This is a genomic window from Bacillus kexueae (genome assembly GCF_022809095.1).
GTDB classification, from domain to species: domain Bacteria; phylum Bacillota; class Bacilli; order Bacillales; family Aeribacillaceae; genus Bacillus_BZ; species Bacillus_BZ kexueae.
Window position 1 is genome coordinate 301,178 of record NZ_JALAZE010000002.1, and the last position, 15,980, is coordinate 317,157.

Genomic DNA, 15,980 nt, shown 5'->3' on the forward strand with positions numbered 1-15,980 from the left:
GGGAGACATCATGAGCGTGATGGATTTATTGGAATTCGAAAAACAGGAAATGATGCCGGAGTCTTACAAAGAAAGAACGACTGAGGAATTAGAACAACGTGTAAGGGAGATCAAACAAAAGTTTGGGCGTCGCTTATTTATTCCGGGACATCATTATCAAAAGGATGAGGTAATTCAGTTTGCCGACGTAACAGGGGATTCATTACAGCTTGCACAAGTGGCAGCGGCTAACGATGACGCAGAATATATTGTGTTTTGTGGCGTTCATTTCATGGCTGAAACTGCCGATATGCTAACGGGTGAACATCAAAAAGTAATATTACCCGATATGCGTGCGGGATGTTCAATGGCCGATATGGCTACGATAACACAAACAGAAAAAGCATGGGGAAAATTGACTGAAGTATTTGGCGATACGATTCTTCCGTTAACTTACGTAAACTCCACTGCCGAAATAAAAGCGTTTGTTGGAAAATACGGAGGGGCTACGGTTACTTCTTCCAATGCAAAAAAGATGGTACAATGGGCATTCACGCAGAAAGAACGTATATTCTTTTTACCAGATCAGCATTTAGGAAGAAACACAGCCTATGATTTAGGTATTCCGTTAGAAAAAATGGCAGTATGGGATCCAATCAAAGAAACCTTAGAGTATAACGGTGAAAATTTGAATGATATTCAAGTGATATTATGGAAAGGGTACTGTTCTGTGCATGAGAAGTTCACCGTACAAAACATTGAACACATTCGTAAAACGGAACCAGAAATGAAGATCATTGTTCATCCAGAATGTACGAGAGAAGTCGTTGCTTTATCAGATGATGCAGGATCAACAAAATATATTATCGAAACGATTGAAAAAGCAGAAAAGGGAACAAAATGGGCAATCGGAACCGAAATGAACTTAGTGAATCGTTTGATTCAGCAACATCCAGATAAACATATTGTCTCGTTAAATCCGTATATGTGTCCTTGTTTAACGATGAATCGTATTGATTTGCCTCATTTAGTTTGGGCACTTGAAAGCATCGAAAGTGGAAAACCAATTAATCAAATTAACGTTTCATCAGAAGTAACAGAACTTGCTCTTCTAGCATTAAATCGCATGCTTGAGCGCGCTTAAATGAAGGTCAATACGTGTAGGTGTCAGTGGGTTAGAAAAATCTAGCCTTCTGACACCTTTTTGCTTTTATCGTATCGAAAGGGAAGGAAAACATTTTATAGCATGTTTTCATGTGACAATCATATTTTGAAATTTCGAAGCATAAGTTGTGATGAGCACTCATGATTACTTGTTTTTAGTTGGTCTACCTTGTACAGGTGCAAACCTTGATACTTGTTGTGAACCTTTCGATTGGAGGGAAAAAGTGTGAAAATCCATATTGTGCAAAAGGGCGATACGTTATGGAAAATTGCCCAAAAATATGATGTTGATTTTGAACAATTAAAACAAATGAACACTCAGTTAAGTAATCCGGATTTAATTATGCCAGGGATGAAAATTAAAGTCCCTACAGGTGGAGTGCCTGTAAAGAAAGAAGCTCAAATTAACTATAAAGTGAAGAAGGAAATGCCTAAAGCTGAGCATCCATACAGTGCTTCTAAACCAAAGTCGAATGTTGATGTAGAGGATACGAAAGCGGATGAGAAACCATCTAAACCTTTTGTTCCACAAAAGCCGAACAAACAACAGCCGTTCTATCCTGAAGTTGATGTGCATAACTATTATACGGTGAATATGTCAATGATGCCTGAAGCGAAAAAGCAACCACAACTACCACCGAAACCAGCAAACGTGCTACCAGATATGATGAAGCCGGATGTTGACATGAAAGACACCAGCAATGAACAACATCACGCATATTCGGAAGGAGAGGAAAATGACAGCATGACGATGCCTTATATGAACCAAATGCCTTATATGCCAATGATGCCAGCTTATGGTGGTCAATGGCCACAAAACTGTGTACCAGTCTCACCGGTAATGCCAGGACCAGGGTTTGGACCTATGGCTCCATACGGTAATCCTCACGGGATGTATCCGACTGGCATGGCACCAGAGATGATGGAAGACGATGATTTTGATGATGATGGAATGGTGCAAGGAGCGCAAATGTCCCCTTATCCTCAAGGACCAGCTCCGTATCCGTATCAGCCACAAGTAGCACCAGCATACGGAATGCCGTATAACTATGGAATGGTCCCTCCAGGATGCGTGCCAGTTTCACCGGTAATGCCAGGACCAGGATTTGGACCAATGCCATATCCTCAACAACAAATGTATAATCCGAATATGGTTAGTCCGGAAATGATGGAACATGGGGAAAATGAGGATAATGCTGCGGCAGCAGCAAACCAAATGCCTCCGCATCAGCCGATGGTGTCACCATATGCCAATAACTGTGGATGTCCTCCACCGATGATGCCTTATTATGGTGCACCTATGCAGCAACCGTATGCACCTTATCCGCCACAACCGCATCAAGGGATGCATGATTATCGTAATATGTACCAACCGCCGCAATACGAAGAAGAGGAAGATTAAAAATACCTACCTAAAAAAAGATGATTCTCTTAGTGAGGATCATCTTTTTTGTGTTCAAATACTAGAAACTCGGTGTACAAAAAAGCCGTTCATAACAAGATTTATTAGGGGTTGAAAGGCTGTGCTCTTCATTGTGAATGACTGAACATTATGGTATGATGAAGGCAAAATGGATCAAAAAGGAGATTTTATTCATGGAAGAGAAAGTGATAAAGTTAGTTGAATGGTTACGTGAAGAGGTAAAAAAAGCGGGCTTAAACGGATTAATCGTCGGAATCAGTGGAGGTATCGATTCAGCGGTTGTCACACATTTAATTAAACGCGCTTTTCCTGATAACTCATTAGGCGTTATCATGCCGTGTAAAAGCAATCCAAAGGACCAAGAAGATGCGTTAAAAGTGGTTAAAAGCAGTGGGATTAATTATATGACGGTCGATTTAACCAAAACACATGATACATTGTTTTCATCCATTGAGAATAAGTTAAAAGAAAAAAATGAGTGGAAAGAAGAAGTGGCACGAATGGGTGATGCTAATACGAGAGCACGCCTTCGTATGACTACATTATATGCCATTGCAAACAATTACGGATATTTAGTGGCAGGAACGGATAATGCAGCTGAATGGCATACAGGATACTTTACAAAGTATGGTGACGGTGGAGTTGATCTTGTACCACTTGTTCATTTCACTAAAGGTGAAGTTCGTGAATTGGCGAAAGTTTTAGGTGTACCGGAAGATATTATTACGAAAGCGCCTAGTGCTGGTTTATGGGAAGGTCAAACAGATGAAAATGAAATGGGAACGACCTATGATATGATTGATAAGTACTTAAAAGGGGAGGAAATTCCAGAAAAAGATCGTGTCATTATTGAGAAAATGCATAAGCGTTCGGAACATAAACGTCGTTTAGCATCTGCACCTCCTAAGTTTTAATGAAAATGGAATGGTTTTTCTTCATTACCTATAAATCATAAAAATAACCCCTTCAAAAGTTGTACACCTTATAAATGAGCGGAAAAAATCTGCTCGTTTTTAAGCAGCTGAAGGGGGTTTTCGTATTGAGGAGAACAGCGTCGATTTTAACGGCACTTTCCATTGCTTCAACGTCATTGGTAGCATGTAATGCGGACAACAATGCAATGGACACGCGATATAACGATAATGCTCAGCCAATTGGTTATTACACGGGCGATCGCAATGAAGATTATATGGACAATGAGGGGCCAATTACTGAAATGTTTGATGGGGCGAATAATCGCGATGACAGACGTCGCATAGACTACCCAAATAATTACAGTAATCGTGCACCATTGACCATTGACGATCGGGATCGTGCAAATGAGTACGGGATGTACGATCGAAATGATTACAACTATCACGATCACATTGGCAATAGAATGGATCAAAATAGCCAGCTCGCTGAAAGAATTTCTGATCAAGTGGCTACTATTGCAAATGTCGAAGATGTGAACACGTTAGTAACAAAAGATAACGTTTTGATCGCTGTAGACACGAATGATCGTAATAACCAAAACGTTGAGAATAAAGTTAAAGAAGTTGCAGAAAAAATCGCAAAAGGTAAAAACATAAACGTTGTGACAGACGAAGCAACCTTTACCCGAGTTCGCAACATTAATCGTGGGTTAATGAACGGTGATGAAATGGACAATGATATTCGAAATCTTTTCGATGACATTGGAGATGCACTAGAAGCTCCATTCGATCGCAATCGTTAACAAGAAAGGACTAATGCAGCTCAATGCTGGATTAGTCTTTTTTGTTGTTACAGAAAGTTTAAGTTCAATCAAGTATTCTCTTTACAGTTTTTTTGGTGTCTAGCTCCAAGCGCCATCAGCTCGGGTCGCTTTGGCCCTACTGTGGCCACGGAAGCCTCCTCGCAGGTCCTCCAGCGCCCTTCGCAACTGAAATAATGTGCAGGTGAAAATCGAATGCACGAAGGGATGTGAAAATTTAGGAATAAAAGCGACTTCGTCTTTTGATTCTCGACACCCATGAGATTTTTTTCTATTGATGCAAAGGTGGACGTTTCCTCAAGGAAGATCTGTTTAGGTTGGATTGCAGTCAATATCTACTCGTATTCCTCGCTGTACCTCCTTTGTCTCAGTTGAGGAGAGTTTTCCGTTCATGCCCGCTGGACAGTCGCCTCACTTTGTAACAGCCTCTTCAACTCACAAGCTCGTCTGCTGAATTTTCCGCTCGTGCTATTCCCACTGGAGTCAACGCCTATCACTTATCAATTCATGACTAAACAGCACCAATGTATAAGGAAACAGCTCTTGGCAAATGAAGTCATTTAGTTTTCCCTTGTCAGAAATTATGATATATTTAAAAGCGAAACTGTTTGATGAGAGGGGTATTTAGAATGGCAGGACATTCTAAGTGGAAGAACATCCAGCGACGTAAAAATGCACAAGATGCTAAACGTGGTAAAATATTTATGAAATTAGCAAAAGAAATTTATGTAGCGGCAAAACAAGGCGGTGTTGATCCTGATGCAAACCCTGGCCTTCGTCTTGCGATAGATAAAGCGAAAGCGGCTAATATGCCAAATGATAATATTGAACGTGCGATTAAAAAAGCAGCTGGGGCACAAGGTGGAGAGAACTACGAAGAAATTACATATGAAGGATACGGACCTGGCGGAGTAGCTATTATGGTTAAATGCTTAACAGATAATAAAAACCGTACAGCTACCAATGTGCGTACTGGCTTTAATAAAAATGGCGGCAGCCTTGGTGAAACAGGTTGTGTTTCCTATATGTTTGACCGGAAAGGGTATCTCGTCATTAGTAGAGAAGAGCTTTCTGTTGATGAGGATGAAATGCTTCTAGAAGTAATCGAAGCTGGAGCAGAAGAAATGGAAACATCTGATGAAGCATTTGAAATTTACACTTTACCTGAAAACTTTAATGACGTAAAGGAAAGTCTGCAAAATTCTGGCTATACGTTCGTATCAGCAGAGATTACGATGATTCCGCAAACATATTCACAATTGGATGAAGAGACAAGTGAGAAAATGTTAAAACTTATTGACGTTTTAGAAGACGATGATGACGTCCAGGAAGTTTATCATAATATGGAACAATAATGGTTAGGCGTTAAGAATATATTTACATTCTTAACGCCTTTATTATGTTTTAGAGCTTTTTTCACGAGAACATAGGGTGATTTATACAACATAATAAAAATTGGTTAAAACTACTATTTATGGTCACACTATAAAAAGACTTATTATTTTACACAATAGAGGTGAACGTAAAATGAGACGGTTGTATCATCTCTTCTTTCTCATCCCTTTTGCAGTAGTGGTATTTATAAGCTTTAATGACCTTTATTTTGCCAATACTTCTAAAGTTCAAAAGGAAGAAGCATTTGAAGTGAATGGTCCTTTAACTGTCCGTGTCGTACTCGAACGAATTTATATGGATGGAGAAAAAAGTGAAGAAATTGTAGAGGAACAAATTTTGTCAATGGAAGACTTTTGGGCTCAGTATGCTGATTGGGAGCTAATAACACAAAATGAAGACGAAATTATATTCCAGAAATATATTGATGATATATCACCCCTTTTAAAAGCAAATGGTTATTTTGGCATACAAGAGGATGGTACGCTTAGTATCTTTAATGGAAAGCCGACAAATGGATATCACATCATTCAATCGTTTTTCCAGATTGATGTCGGAAAGCTTGAAAGTCATAAACAAACGGAATTAAAAGAAGGAATTCCAATTAAGAATAAAAATCAGTATTTAGAAGTGATTGAAGCCTTTAAATCCTACTCCATTGATAATGTCCATTGATACGATGAACACCCTGGATCTTCATTTTGATGAAAGGGTGTTTTTTACGTTTTCTTTTGGCATCTTAAATTGCCTCTTTTCGAACATGAATTCGTATTTTTTTCTCTTTCTTTCCACACTTTTATGATAAAATGAGAGACAGTCATAAAGAGGTGAACGAAAGTGATTGAATTTGTTAAAGGTACTGTAAGATACATAAGTCCTGAATTTGTGGTAGTTGAAAATGGGGGAATTGGCTATCAAATTGTAACGCCGAACCCGTTTGTCTATCAAAAATATATGAATCAACAAGTAACCGTATATACGTACCAATATGTTCGAGAAGATTTGATCGCATTATACGGCTTTGAAACGAGAGAAGAGAAGGCGTTATTTATCAAGTTACTAAATGTAACAGGAATTGGTCCAAAAGGTGGTTTGGCGATTTTAGCATCAGGTGACCCTGGGCAAGTTGTTGAAGCAATTGAAAATGAAGATGAAAAGTTTTTAGTGAAGTTCCCAGGTGTCGGCAAGAAGACTGCTAGACAAATCATTCTTGACTTAAAAGGAAAATTAGTAGATATTATTCCCGCTGCTGTATCAACGGATCTATTTAATTATGAAGAAGTAGAAGAGAAAAAGCAGTCAGAAGATGCTTTATCAGAAGCTATCGAAGCATTAAAAGTGTTAGGCTATAGCGAGAGAGAAATTAATAAAGTGATTCCTTCCCTAAAAGGAGTATCTCTCTCAACAGATCAATATGTAAAAATGGCGCTACAAAAGCTATTAAAGTAAGGGGATGCTTATGGACGAACGAATTGTTTCCCAACAAGCAGATCTGGAAGATGCGGGTCTGGAGCTAAGCTTACGACCGCAAACATTAGACCAATATATTGGTCAAAAGAAAGTAAAAGAAAATTTGAAAGTATTTATTGAAGCGGCAAAAATGAGACAGGAGACGCTTGACCATGTTTTATTATATGGTCCACCAGGTTTAGGAAAGACGACGTTAGCAACGATCATCGCGAATGAAATGGGGGTTAATGTCCGAACAACAGCAGGGCCAGCCATTGAACGACCGGGCGATTTGGCTGCTGTATTAACTGCGTTGGAGCCAGGGGACGTCTTATTTATAGATGAAATTCATCGTCTTCACCGTTCTATTGAAGAAGTTCTCTATCCAGCAATGGAAGACTTTTGTTTAGATATTGTGATTGGAAAAGGCCCGAGTGCAAGAAGTGTTCGATTAGATTTACCACCGTTCACACTTGTTGGGGCAACGACAAGAGTAGGCCTTTTAACAGCTCCTTTACGTGATCGTTTTGGGGTGTTAGGAAGGTTAGAATACTATCACGAAGAGGAATTGGCTCAAATTGTTACTCGCACATCTCAATTGTTTGACATTGAGATAGAAACAGAAGCAGCATTCGAAGTTGCGAGAAGATCTCGAGGCACCCCTCGAATTGCAAATCGGTTATTAAGAAGGGTTCGGGATTTTGCTCAAGTGCTACAATACGATAAAATAACAGATGTGCTTGCGAAAGATGCGCTTGAACGACTGCAAGTAGATAAATTAGGGCTTGATCATATTGATCATAAACTGTTACGTGGAATTATAGAAAAGTTTAATGGGGGACCGGTCGGATTAGATACAATTGCCGCTACCATCGGTGAGGAGCCTCATACGATTGAAGATGTTTACGAGCCGTATTTGTTACAGATTGGTTTTATGAAACGAACACCGAGGGGCAGAATGGTAACAAACGAGGTGTATCACCATTTTGGGCTGGAGGTGCCAAAAGAATGACAGAACTTCCGAAGATGTTAATGACGATAGGGGCTGTCCTGTTAATAATCGGTGCCATAATGCATTTAGTTGGACGACTCCCTGGAGATTTTACGTGGAAAAAAGGAAACGTAACCTTTTACTTTCCTATCATGACGAGCATTATCGTGAGCATTGTTTTAACGCTACTTTTTACAATCATCAGCCGTTTTAAGTAGGCTTTCATCATTCAAAACGAATATACGAGAGAATAGACAGAAATAAGGTGAGAACATGAAGTTAGATTTATTTGATTTTCATTTACCCGAAGAGTTAATTGCTCAAGTACCACTAAAAGAGCGAGATGCTTCGAGACTCATGGTACTTAATAAAGAGACAGGGCATTTTGAGCACGATCTCTTTAAAAATATATTGAATTACATTCAGCCAGGTGATTGTTTAGTGTTGAATGATACGCGCGTGTTGCCTGCAAGACTATGGGGTGTGAAAGATGACACGGGAGCGAAAGTGGAAATTCTTCTACTCAAACAACGAGATGGAGATGTGTGGGAAACACTAGCAAAGCCGGCTAAGCGTATTAAAGAAGGGACCGTTGTGACGTTCGGAGATGGGAAGCTAAAAGCAACATGTGTAGGAACCCTTGAACACGGTGGCCGTTTAATGGAATTCTCATATGAAGGAATTTTTCTAGAAGTATTAGAATCACTTGGTGAGATGCCACTACCACCATATATTAAAGAACAGCTTGATGACAGGGAGCGTTATCAAACGGTTTATTCTCGTGAAAGTGGTTCTGCAGCAGCACCAACAGCTGGCCTTCATTTTACAGAAGAAATTTTACAACAATTAAAAGATAAAGGGGTTCATATTGCGTTCATTACCCTTCATGTCGGGTTAGGAACGTTTCGCCCTGTCAATGTTGATAACATAGAAGAACATGAAATGCACGCTGAGTTTTATCAAATGAGTGAAGGAACAGCAGAGCTATTAAATCAAGTGCGAAAACAAGGTGGACGCATCATTTCTGTTGGAACAACATCTACGAGAACATTGGAAACAATCGCATCGCGACACAATGGAACTTTCGTGGCTGAAAGCGGGTGGACAGATATTTTTATTTATCCAGGCTTCGAGTTTAAAGCGATTGATGGGATGATTACGAACTTCCACCTTCCAAAATCGTCTTTGATTATGCTCATTAGTGCGTTAGCTGGACGTGAAAACGTATTAAACGCATACGAAGCAGCAGTTAAAGAAAAATATCGATTCTTCAGCTTTGGCGATGCCATGTTCATCATCTAAGAGAATTTAAAGGAGGAACTTCATTTTGTCTACTTCACCAATACGTTACGAATTAATTAAAACGTGTAAACAAACGGGAGCACGTTTAGGAAGGGTTCATACGCCGCACGGTTCATTTGAAACTCCTGTGTTTATGCCTGTTGGTACTTTAGCTACTGTTAAAACGATGTCGCCAGAAGATTTAAAGGAAATGGGTGCAGGGATTATTTTAAGTAACACGTACCATTTATGGTTACGTCCTGGCGAGTCCATCGTAAAAGAAGCGGGCGGTTTGCATAAATTTATGAATTGGGATGGAGCCATTCTGACGGATTCAGGCGGATTCCAAGTTTTTAGTTTAAGCGAATTCCGTAAAATTGAAGAAGAGGGTGTGTACTTCCGCAATCATTTAAATGGAGACAAACTGTTCTTATCACCTGAAAAAGCAATGGAGATTCAAAACGCACTCGGATCAGATATTATGATGGCATTTGATGAATGCCCACCATACCCTGCGGAATACGATTATATGAAGAAATCTGTTGAACGTACGAGTCGTTGGGCGGAGCGTTGTTTAAAAGCTCATGCTCGTCCGAATGAACAAGGGTTATTCGGAATTGTTCAAGGTGGAGAATACGAAGATTTACGTAAACAAAGTGCTCAAGACTTAATTTCGCTAGATTTCCCAGGTTATGCGGTTGGTGGATTATCTGTTGGAGAACCGAAGGATGTGATGAATCGTGTCCTTGAATTTACGACACCACTACTTCCAGCTAATAAACCACGTTATTTAATGGGAGTCGGGTCTCCTGATTCATTAATTGACGGAGCCATTCGTGGTATTGATATGTTTGATTGTGTACTTCCAACACGAATTGCGAGAAATGGTACCTTAATGACGAGTGAAGGACGTCTTGTGGTCAAAAATGCGAAATATGCTCGCGACTTCGGTCCTCTTGATGAAAATTGTGATTGCTACGTATGTAAAAATTATTCACGTGCGTACATTCGTCATCTTATTAAGTGTAATGAAACGTTCGGAATTCGTCTAACTTCTTATCATAATCTATATTTTCTGTTAAAATTAATGGAGCAAGTGCGAGAAGCGATTCGTGAAGATCGATTAGGCGACTTCCGCGATGAATTTTTCGAAAAATACGGGTTTAATAAACCGAATGCAAAAAACTTTTAGAAAGGGGTGAAAACATGGAAGGTTTAGTTAGTACTTTATTGCCACTTATTGCAATGATTGCGGTGTTTTACTTCTTATTAATCCGTCCGCAACAAAAGCAACAGAAGCAAGTTCGCGACATGCAGGCAGGCTTACAAAAGGGAGATAAAATTGTAACAATCGGTGGCTTACACGGGATTGTTGACTCTTTAGACGAGGATAAAATCGTCATCAAAGCTGGCGATGGATCTCGTCTAACATTCGATCGCCGCGCTGTTCGTGAGGTTGTCGAGAAAGCGTAAGTCTATACATAGTAGACGTAAACAGCAGGAAGTTTCATCAACTTCCTGCTGTTTTTATTTTTGTTACAGAAAGTTTAAGTTCAATAAATTTTTTTTGTGTCTAGCTCCAAGCGCCATCAGCTCGGGTTGCTTCGGCCCTGCTGTGGCGACGGAAGCCTCCTCGCAGGTCCTCCAGCGCCCTTCGCCTAAGGACTTGCGCTTTGCGCTTTTCTTACGCGCTTCTATTGGATGAGATGTTAACACCGATGACACCACCAAGCATGGCGATGAGAAGAAAGCCTCCATGATACATCCAATTTTTTGCTGATAGTGTTTGACCAAAACCTAAAAAGTTAAATAACAAGATGATTGAAGTGTAAATAATAGCTGTTAAGGCACCTAGTAAAAGTCCTTTTTCTTTTCCCTTCCCCCCCGCAACAAAGCCTCCGATAAACACGGCAATGAACCCAAGGGTAGTTACGACCCATTGGATCGACTGTTCGGTTAAGCTTGTAAACTTTAATAAAAGCGAAAAGAGTAAACTGACAACAAGTCCCATTAAGAATATGGATATTACACCATATAAAATTGCACTTCCCCATCGTTTGGATTCAATCAAGTTATGATTCCTCCTATTCCCTTTTCAAAGTAGAAGTCGTTTTCTTATACGACTATTTCAAGGTGATTTTCTAATACAAGCTTATTCATTGAAAAAAGATTTAGAATATAAATATTTTCATGGACTAGCATCATATGATGTATTAATTGAACCGATGGAAGGGGAAGCACGATGTCTTCAATAGTTGTAATCACATTATTTTTTATTTGCTATTGTATCATCATGTTAGAAAAGATAGATCGCGCGTTAGTTGCTTGTGCAGGCGGCGTGTTAATGCTTCTTTTTGGCGTTTATAATATTGACCGTGCTTTTTTGCATTACATTGATTGGAATACTATAGCGCTCCTTTTTTCCATGATGATTATTGTGATAATTACTAGCAAAACGGGTGTATTTGAGTATACTGCAATTAAAATGGCGCAAATCGTTAATGGAAGACCGATTCCTTTGTTAATTGTCATCTCCTTATTAACAGCTATTGGATCAGCCTTTTTAGCCAATGTGACTATCGTGTTATTACTCGTACCAGTCATCATGACACTTGTCCGTCTACTACATATACCTGCTATCCCTTATTTAATAACGGTAATCATATCTTCTAATATTGGGGGTACTGCCACATTAATCGGGGATCCGCCGAATGTCATGATTGGTCAAGCTGTCGACCATTTAAGTTTCAATGCTTTTTTAATTAATCTAACGCCGATTGTCATCATTATTTTTATCGTTGTGATGACCTATCTAATTTTTAAGTACCAATACGAACTGATGAAAAAACCAACGAATGCAAGTAATTTAAAGTCTATTGACGCAAAGGATTACTTGCAGAAAACGCCGGCACTTCCGAAATCTTTATTTGTTTTATTCATAACAATCGTAGGTTTTATGATGCAACCTTTTTTACATGTGGATTTAACGAGTATTGCATTAGCAGGAGCGCTTCTCTTATTATTGTTGACTCAAGATGAGTTTCGAGTGGATGATGTGTTAAAGCAAGTAGAGTGGACAACACTGTTTTTCTTTGTCGGACTGTTTCTACTAGTAGGTGGCTTGGAAGAAGTAGGGCTGTTAGATGAATTGGCGCGGGCGCTTGTCCTATATACAGAAGGTGACTTGCCCAAAACGTCAATCGCGATGTTATGGATAACAGGAATTTTCTCAGGGTTTGTCGATAACATTCCATTTGTCGCTGCTATGATCCCGGTCATTTTAGAATTAAAAGAATACGGAATGACGAATTTGGATCCGTTGTGGTGGTCCCTTGCCTTAGGTGCTTGTTTAGGAGGGAATGGTACATTACTCGGTTCTTCATCCAACTTAGTTGTCGTCGGATTAGCGAAGAAAGAGCAAGAAGAAATTCGATTCATTGATTTTTTTAAAGTTGGCTTTCCCATCGTTCTCTTATCGTTAGTCATTTGCTCTGTTTACATCTATTTCCGATATTTAATTCCATTTATGATGACGTAAATGCATATTCCCCTTTGAAATTGTCACACTAAAAAGTGGAATGATTTCAAGGGGGCTTAATTATGGAAATCGCCTTGCACATGATAATTCGTACCGTAATCTTGTATATTGTTATCTTAATCATATTTCGGGTCATGGGAAAACGAGAAATTGGCGAATTAAGCATTCTTGATTTAGTTGTTTTTATTATGATTGCAGAAATTGCTGTAGTGGGGATAGAAGATGCGAAAGATCCTCTCTATCATACAATTTTGCCAATGGTTGTTTTGCTAATTATTCAAGTGAGTCTTGCGTATATTTCTCTGAAAAATGAACGAGTCCGACATTTAATTGATGGAAAGCCGACCATCATCATACATAACGGGAAAATAGATGCAAAAGCGATGGCAAAACAACGCTATAATTTTGATGATCTTCTTATGCAATTAAGAGAAAAAGAAATACGTCGAGTACAAGATGTAGAATTTGCGGTTTTAGAACCTTCTGGAAAGCTTTCAGTGTATCAAAAAGACGATAAACAGCACGGTATCCCTTTCCCTCTAATTTTAGATGGGAAAATCCAACGTGAAAACTTACGTTTGACGAATAAAGATGAGGGCTGGCTACAAGAGGAGTTGCAAAAACGAGGATATAAGGAAATTGAAGAGATTTTTTACTGTAGTTTTGAAAATGGGAAGTTTGAAATTGAAACGAAAAGAAATAGCGGTTCATGAATTGCTTGTAGAATGTGGAGAAACGCTTATTTTAAGACGCTTGATTCACATAACCGCTACTTTGCCACTTATTTTGGTCATGCCTCGCCTACAAGCGTTTCACTTGAGGTAAGCTTTTTCCTGTAGCTAAAAGAATGTTGTATTTAGTACGAACAAAAATCATTGTTCAGGGGTGTAGAGAAAGGGGAGAGCTCCAAGAAGCGCATGCCGAAAAGGTTTGATTTCTATTCCGCTGAAAGCAAGCTCCTGGAGCATAATGTATTCATGTTAAAAAAGTTGTAAAAGCAACACTTGAATTGTATTTACGATTTGAATAACAATTTGAAGAATGGAATTCGTTTGAGTTCTTCTTTCTCAATCAGTTTAAAAATCAACAGCAGTAAAAAATAGGATATTGAAGTGATGGTAATGGCGATAAGTAATAAAGGGACACCTGCTACATATTTTACGATAAATGAATAAGAATAGTGACCAATCATTGCGCTACTAATCATAACGATTAGGCTAAATAAATAATCTCGGGTGTATATCGTAAACTGAACAACTTTTAAAACCGTAGCATAATGAAGAAGTGTCACTAGCATAAATCCGATGACGATAGCTAATGCTGCCCCCATTATTCCGAGCTCTGGGCGAGTAGCTAAAGCAAATATAAGACCCGTTTTGACAATCGCTCCAATTAAACTATTAATCATGGCAGCTCTTGCTAGATCAAGTGCTTGGAGGGCTGCTTGAAGAGGCCCTTGAAAGTAATAAAAGATGAAGAACGGTGCCATTACTTTAATGAAAATAGCAGCGTGATCATTGCCATACATTAGTGCCATGATTGGATTTGCAAACACATATAAGACAACGACAGCTAATCCACCTGTAACAATGGATAGGCGGAAGGCTTGACGAAGTCGATATTCAGCAAGCTTTTTTTTCTGTTGAGCAATGGCTTCGCTAATTGCTGGAACGAGTGAAGTCGACAATGAATATGTGATAAAGGAAGGTAAAAACAGCAATGGTAGAGCATAACCTGTCAATTCCCCGTATTGCCTTGTTGATAGGGAAGCTGCTACCCCTGCGATGGCGAGACTTTGAGCAACAACTATTGGTTCAAAAAACCATGAAATAGAACCGATTAAACGGCTTCCCGTTGTTGGGACAGCAATGCTCATTAATTGGTTGAACGTATCCTTCCCTTGTTTCATCGCTTTGAAAAAGTTTCGTCTAACTTTTACCCGCTTTTTCACTTTAAACATCGTAAACAAGTATATAAGGGAAACGAGTTCACCAATGACGGATGAAAAAAGCGCACCTGCAGCGGCGTACTCGATACCATAAGGCAACAACGCTTTCGTGAAAACAGCGATGAGTGTAATTCGTACGACTTGTTCTAATACTTGCGAGTAGGCAGCGGGTCTCATATTTTGCTTTCCTTGGAAATATCCACGTAATACTGATGAGATTGCCACAATTGGAATGACAGGTGAGATGGCTAAAAGGGGATATAATGTTCTGTCATCCGTTAGTAGTTCTTTAGATAAGTATGGAGCGAGCAGGAAAACAGCAGGTGTAAAAATAATGCATAAGCTTCCTGTCACCGCTAAAGATACGACGAGAATCTTTTTTACTTTTCTTGTATTTCCTTCAGCCTCGGCTTCCGCTACCAATTTCGATATTGCAACTGGTAATCCGAACTGAGTAATAGTAATGACAAGCACTAATGTTGGGACGGCCATCATATATAAGCCAACCCCTTCTTCGCCTATAATTCTTGCTACGACTATTCGATTAATAAACCCTAATACACGTGTAATTAATCCAGCGACTATTAAAATGATCGTTCCTTGTAAGAAAGTTTGCTTTGTCATTGTTCTCCCTGCCTTCTCAAATAACCTATTATCTATTACAATTACTATATGCGCTAAGTTTGACCAAGCATGACAAGCAATTGTAAATAAGGAAGGAGCTTATCGATGACCACTCATCCTGCTAACCAATACCGTGATCATTTAAAACCTTTTATTGTTAGTAAAATGGAAGAATTTCGTTTACTTGGATATGATAAAATGACAGATGGGGACCTTTGGGATTTTTTAGTATCGAAAAAATGGAAGAAGCTAAATGATGTAAAAATTCATCAATTGGCTGCAGATATTTTATCTGTAAAAGTGACGGACTTCATGAACTACACGACGGTTGAATCATTTAAAGAAGCAAGTTGGTTTGATAGCGAGGATGCAAAAAATTTATTAAAGGAACTTATGTAGACTGCTTTTGATCAGTTCAAGAATTTTTATAAGCGATAGCGTGATGCGCTTGATAGG

At 39.1% G+C, this 15,980-nt stretch carries 17 protein-coding genes; 15 read left to right on the forward strand and 2 right to left on the reverse strand.

What is annotated here, in order from left to right:
* Nucleotides 1-10: 10 nt before the first annotated feature.
* The 12 genes from nadA to yajC all read left to right on the forward strand — a co-directional run bounded on the left by nadA (nt 11) and on the right by yajC (nt 10,887).
* Nucleotides 11-1,123 (forward strand): quinolinate synthase NadA, encoded by a 1,113-nt coding sequence (gene nadA / locus ML543_RS05725; protein ID WP_243386188.1) that lies wholly within the window; start codon nt 11-13, stop codon nt 1,121-1,123.
* Between the two features lie 246 nt (nt 1,124-1,369).
* Complete coding sequence (gene safA, locus ML543_RS16910; protein WP_341482346.1) at nt 1,370-2,545, forward strand: SafA/ExsA family spore coat assembly protein; 1,176 nt, start codon at nt 1,370-1,372, stop codon at nt 2,543-2,545.
* A gap of 194 nt (nt 2,546-2,739) precedes the next feature.
* Complete coding sequence (gene nadE / locus ML543_RS05735; RefSeq protein ID WP_243386189.1) at nt 2,740-3,480, forward strand: NAD(+) synthase; 741 nt, start codon at nt 2,740-2,742, stop codon at nt 3,478-3,480.
* A gap of 125 nt (nt 3,481-3,605) precedes the next feature.
* Nucleotides 3,606-4,283, forward strand: a complete 678-nt coding sequence (locus tag ML543_RS05740; RefSeq protein ID WP_243386190.1) for a YhcN/YlaJ family sporulation lipoprotein — start codon at nt 3,606-3,608, stop codon at nt 4,281-4,283.
* A gap of 647 nt (nt 4,284-4,930) precedes the next feature.
* On the forward strand, nt 4,931-5,656 hold the full coding sequence (locus ML543_RS05745; RefSeq protein WP_243386191.1) for a YebC/PmpR family DNA-binding transcriptional regulator: 726 nt from the start codon (nt 4,931-4,933) through the stop codon (nt 5,654-5,656).
* 172 nt (nt 5,657-5,828) lie between these two features.
* Nucleotides 5,829-6,368 (forward strand): intercompartmental signaling factor BofC, encoded by a 540-nt coding sequence (locus tag ML543_RS05750; protein WP_243386192.1) that lies wholly within the window; start codon nt 5,829-5,831, stop codon nt 6,366-6,368.
* Nucleotides 6,369-6,530: 162 nt separating this feature from the next.
* Nucleotides 6,531-7,142, forward strand: coding sequence for a Holliday junction branch migration protein RuvA (gene ruvA / locus ML543_RS05755; RefSeq protein WP_243386193.1), 612 nt, complete (start codon nt 6,531-6,533; stop codon nt 7,140-7,142).
* 10 nt (nt 7,143-7,152) lie between these two features.
* Nucleotides 7,153-8,154 (forward strand): Holliday junction branch migration DNA helicase RuvB, encoded by a 1,002-nt coding sequence (gene ruvB, locus ML543_RS05760; protein ID WP_243386194.1) that lies wholly within the window; start codon nt 7,153-7,155, stop codon nt 8,152-8,154.
* The gene (locus tag ML543_RS05765; RefSeq protein WP_243386195.1) at nt 8,151-8,351 is read left to right on the forward strand and encodes a DUF2905 domain-containing protein; all 201 of its coding nucleotides are present in this window, start codon (nt 8,151-8,153) and stop codon (nt 8,349-8,351) included. The genes ruvB and ML543_RS05765 overlap by 4 nt, the downstream gene beginning before the upstream one ends.
* Nucleotides 8,352-8,406: 55 nt before the next feature.
* A complete protein-coding gene (gene queA, locus ML543_RS05770; protein ID WP_243386196.1) occupies nt 8,407-9,435 on the forward strand; it encodes a tRNA preQ1(34) S-adenosylmethionine ribosyltransferase-isomerase QueA in 1,029 nt (342 codons plus the stop codon).
* A 25-nt stretch (nt 9,436-9,460) separates the two neighbouring features.
* The gene (gene tgt / locus ML543_RS05775; protein ID WP_243386197.1) at nt 9,461-10,606 is read left to right on the forward strand and encodes a tRNA guanosine(34) transglycosylase Tgt; all 1,146 of its coding nucleotides are present in this window, start codon (nt 9,461-9,463) and stop codon (nt 10,604-10,606) included.
* 14 nt (nt 10,607-10,620) lie between these two features.
* On the forward strand, nt 10,621-10,887 hold the full coding sequence (gene yajC / locus ML543_RS05780) for a preprotein translocase subunit YajC (protein ID WP_243386198.1): 267 nt from the start codon (nt 10,621-10,623) through the stop codon (nt 10,885-10,887).
* Between the two features lie 211 nt (nt 10,888-11,098).
* On the opposite strand, the gene ML543_RS05785 is transcribed toward yajC, so the two are convergent.
* The gene (locus ML543_RS05785; RefSeq protein WP_243386199.1) at nt 11,099-11,485 is read right to left on the reverse strand and encodes a TIGR04086 family membrane protein; all 387 of its coding nucleotides are present in this window, start codon (nt 11,483-11,485) and stop codon (nt 11,099-11,101) included.
* Between the two features lie 171 nt (nt 11,486-11,656).
* On the opposite strand from ML543_RS05785, the gene ML543_RS05790 reads away from it, so the two are divergent.
* Both ML543_RS05790 and ML543_RS05795 read left to right on the forward strand, forming a co-directional pair.
* Nucleotides 11,657-12,952, forward strand: coding sequence for an ArsB/NhaD family transporter (locus ML543_RS05790; RefSeq protein ID WP_243386200.1), 1,296 nt, complete (start codon nt 11,657-11,659; stop codon nt 12,950-12,952).
* 62 nt (nt 12,953-13,014) lie between these two features.
* Nucleotides 13,015-13,665, forward strand: coding sequence for a DUF421 domain-containing protein (locus tag ML543_RS05795; protein ID WP_243386201.1), 651 nt, complete (start codon nt 13,015-13,017; stop codon nt 13,663-13,665).
* Nucleotides 13,666-13,967: 302 nt separating this feature from the next.
* Here ML543_RS05795 and spoVB read toward each other — a convergent pair whose 3' ends face one another.
* A complete protein-coding gene (spoVB, locus tag ML543_RS05800) occupies nt 13,968-15,524 on the reverse strand; it encodes a stage V sporulation protein B (RefSeq protein WP_243386202.1) in 1,557 nt (518 codons plus the stop codon).
* A gap of 105 nt (nt 15,525-15,629) precedes the next feature.
* On the opposite strand from spoVB, the gene ML543_RS05805 reads away from it, so the two are divergent.
* Complete coding sequence (locus ML543_RS05805; RefSeq protein ID WP_243386203.1) at nt 15,630-15,923, forward strand: post-transcriptional regulator; 294 nt, start codon at nt 15,630-15,632, stop codon at nt 15,921-15,923.
* Nucleotides 15,924-15,980 lie beyond the last annotated feature (57 nt).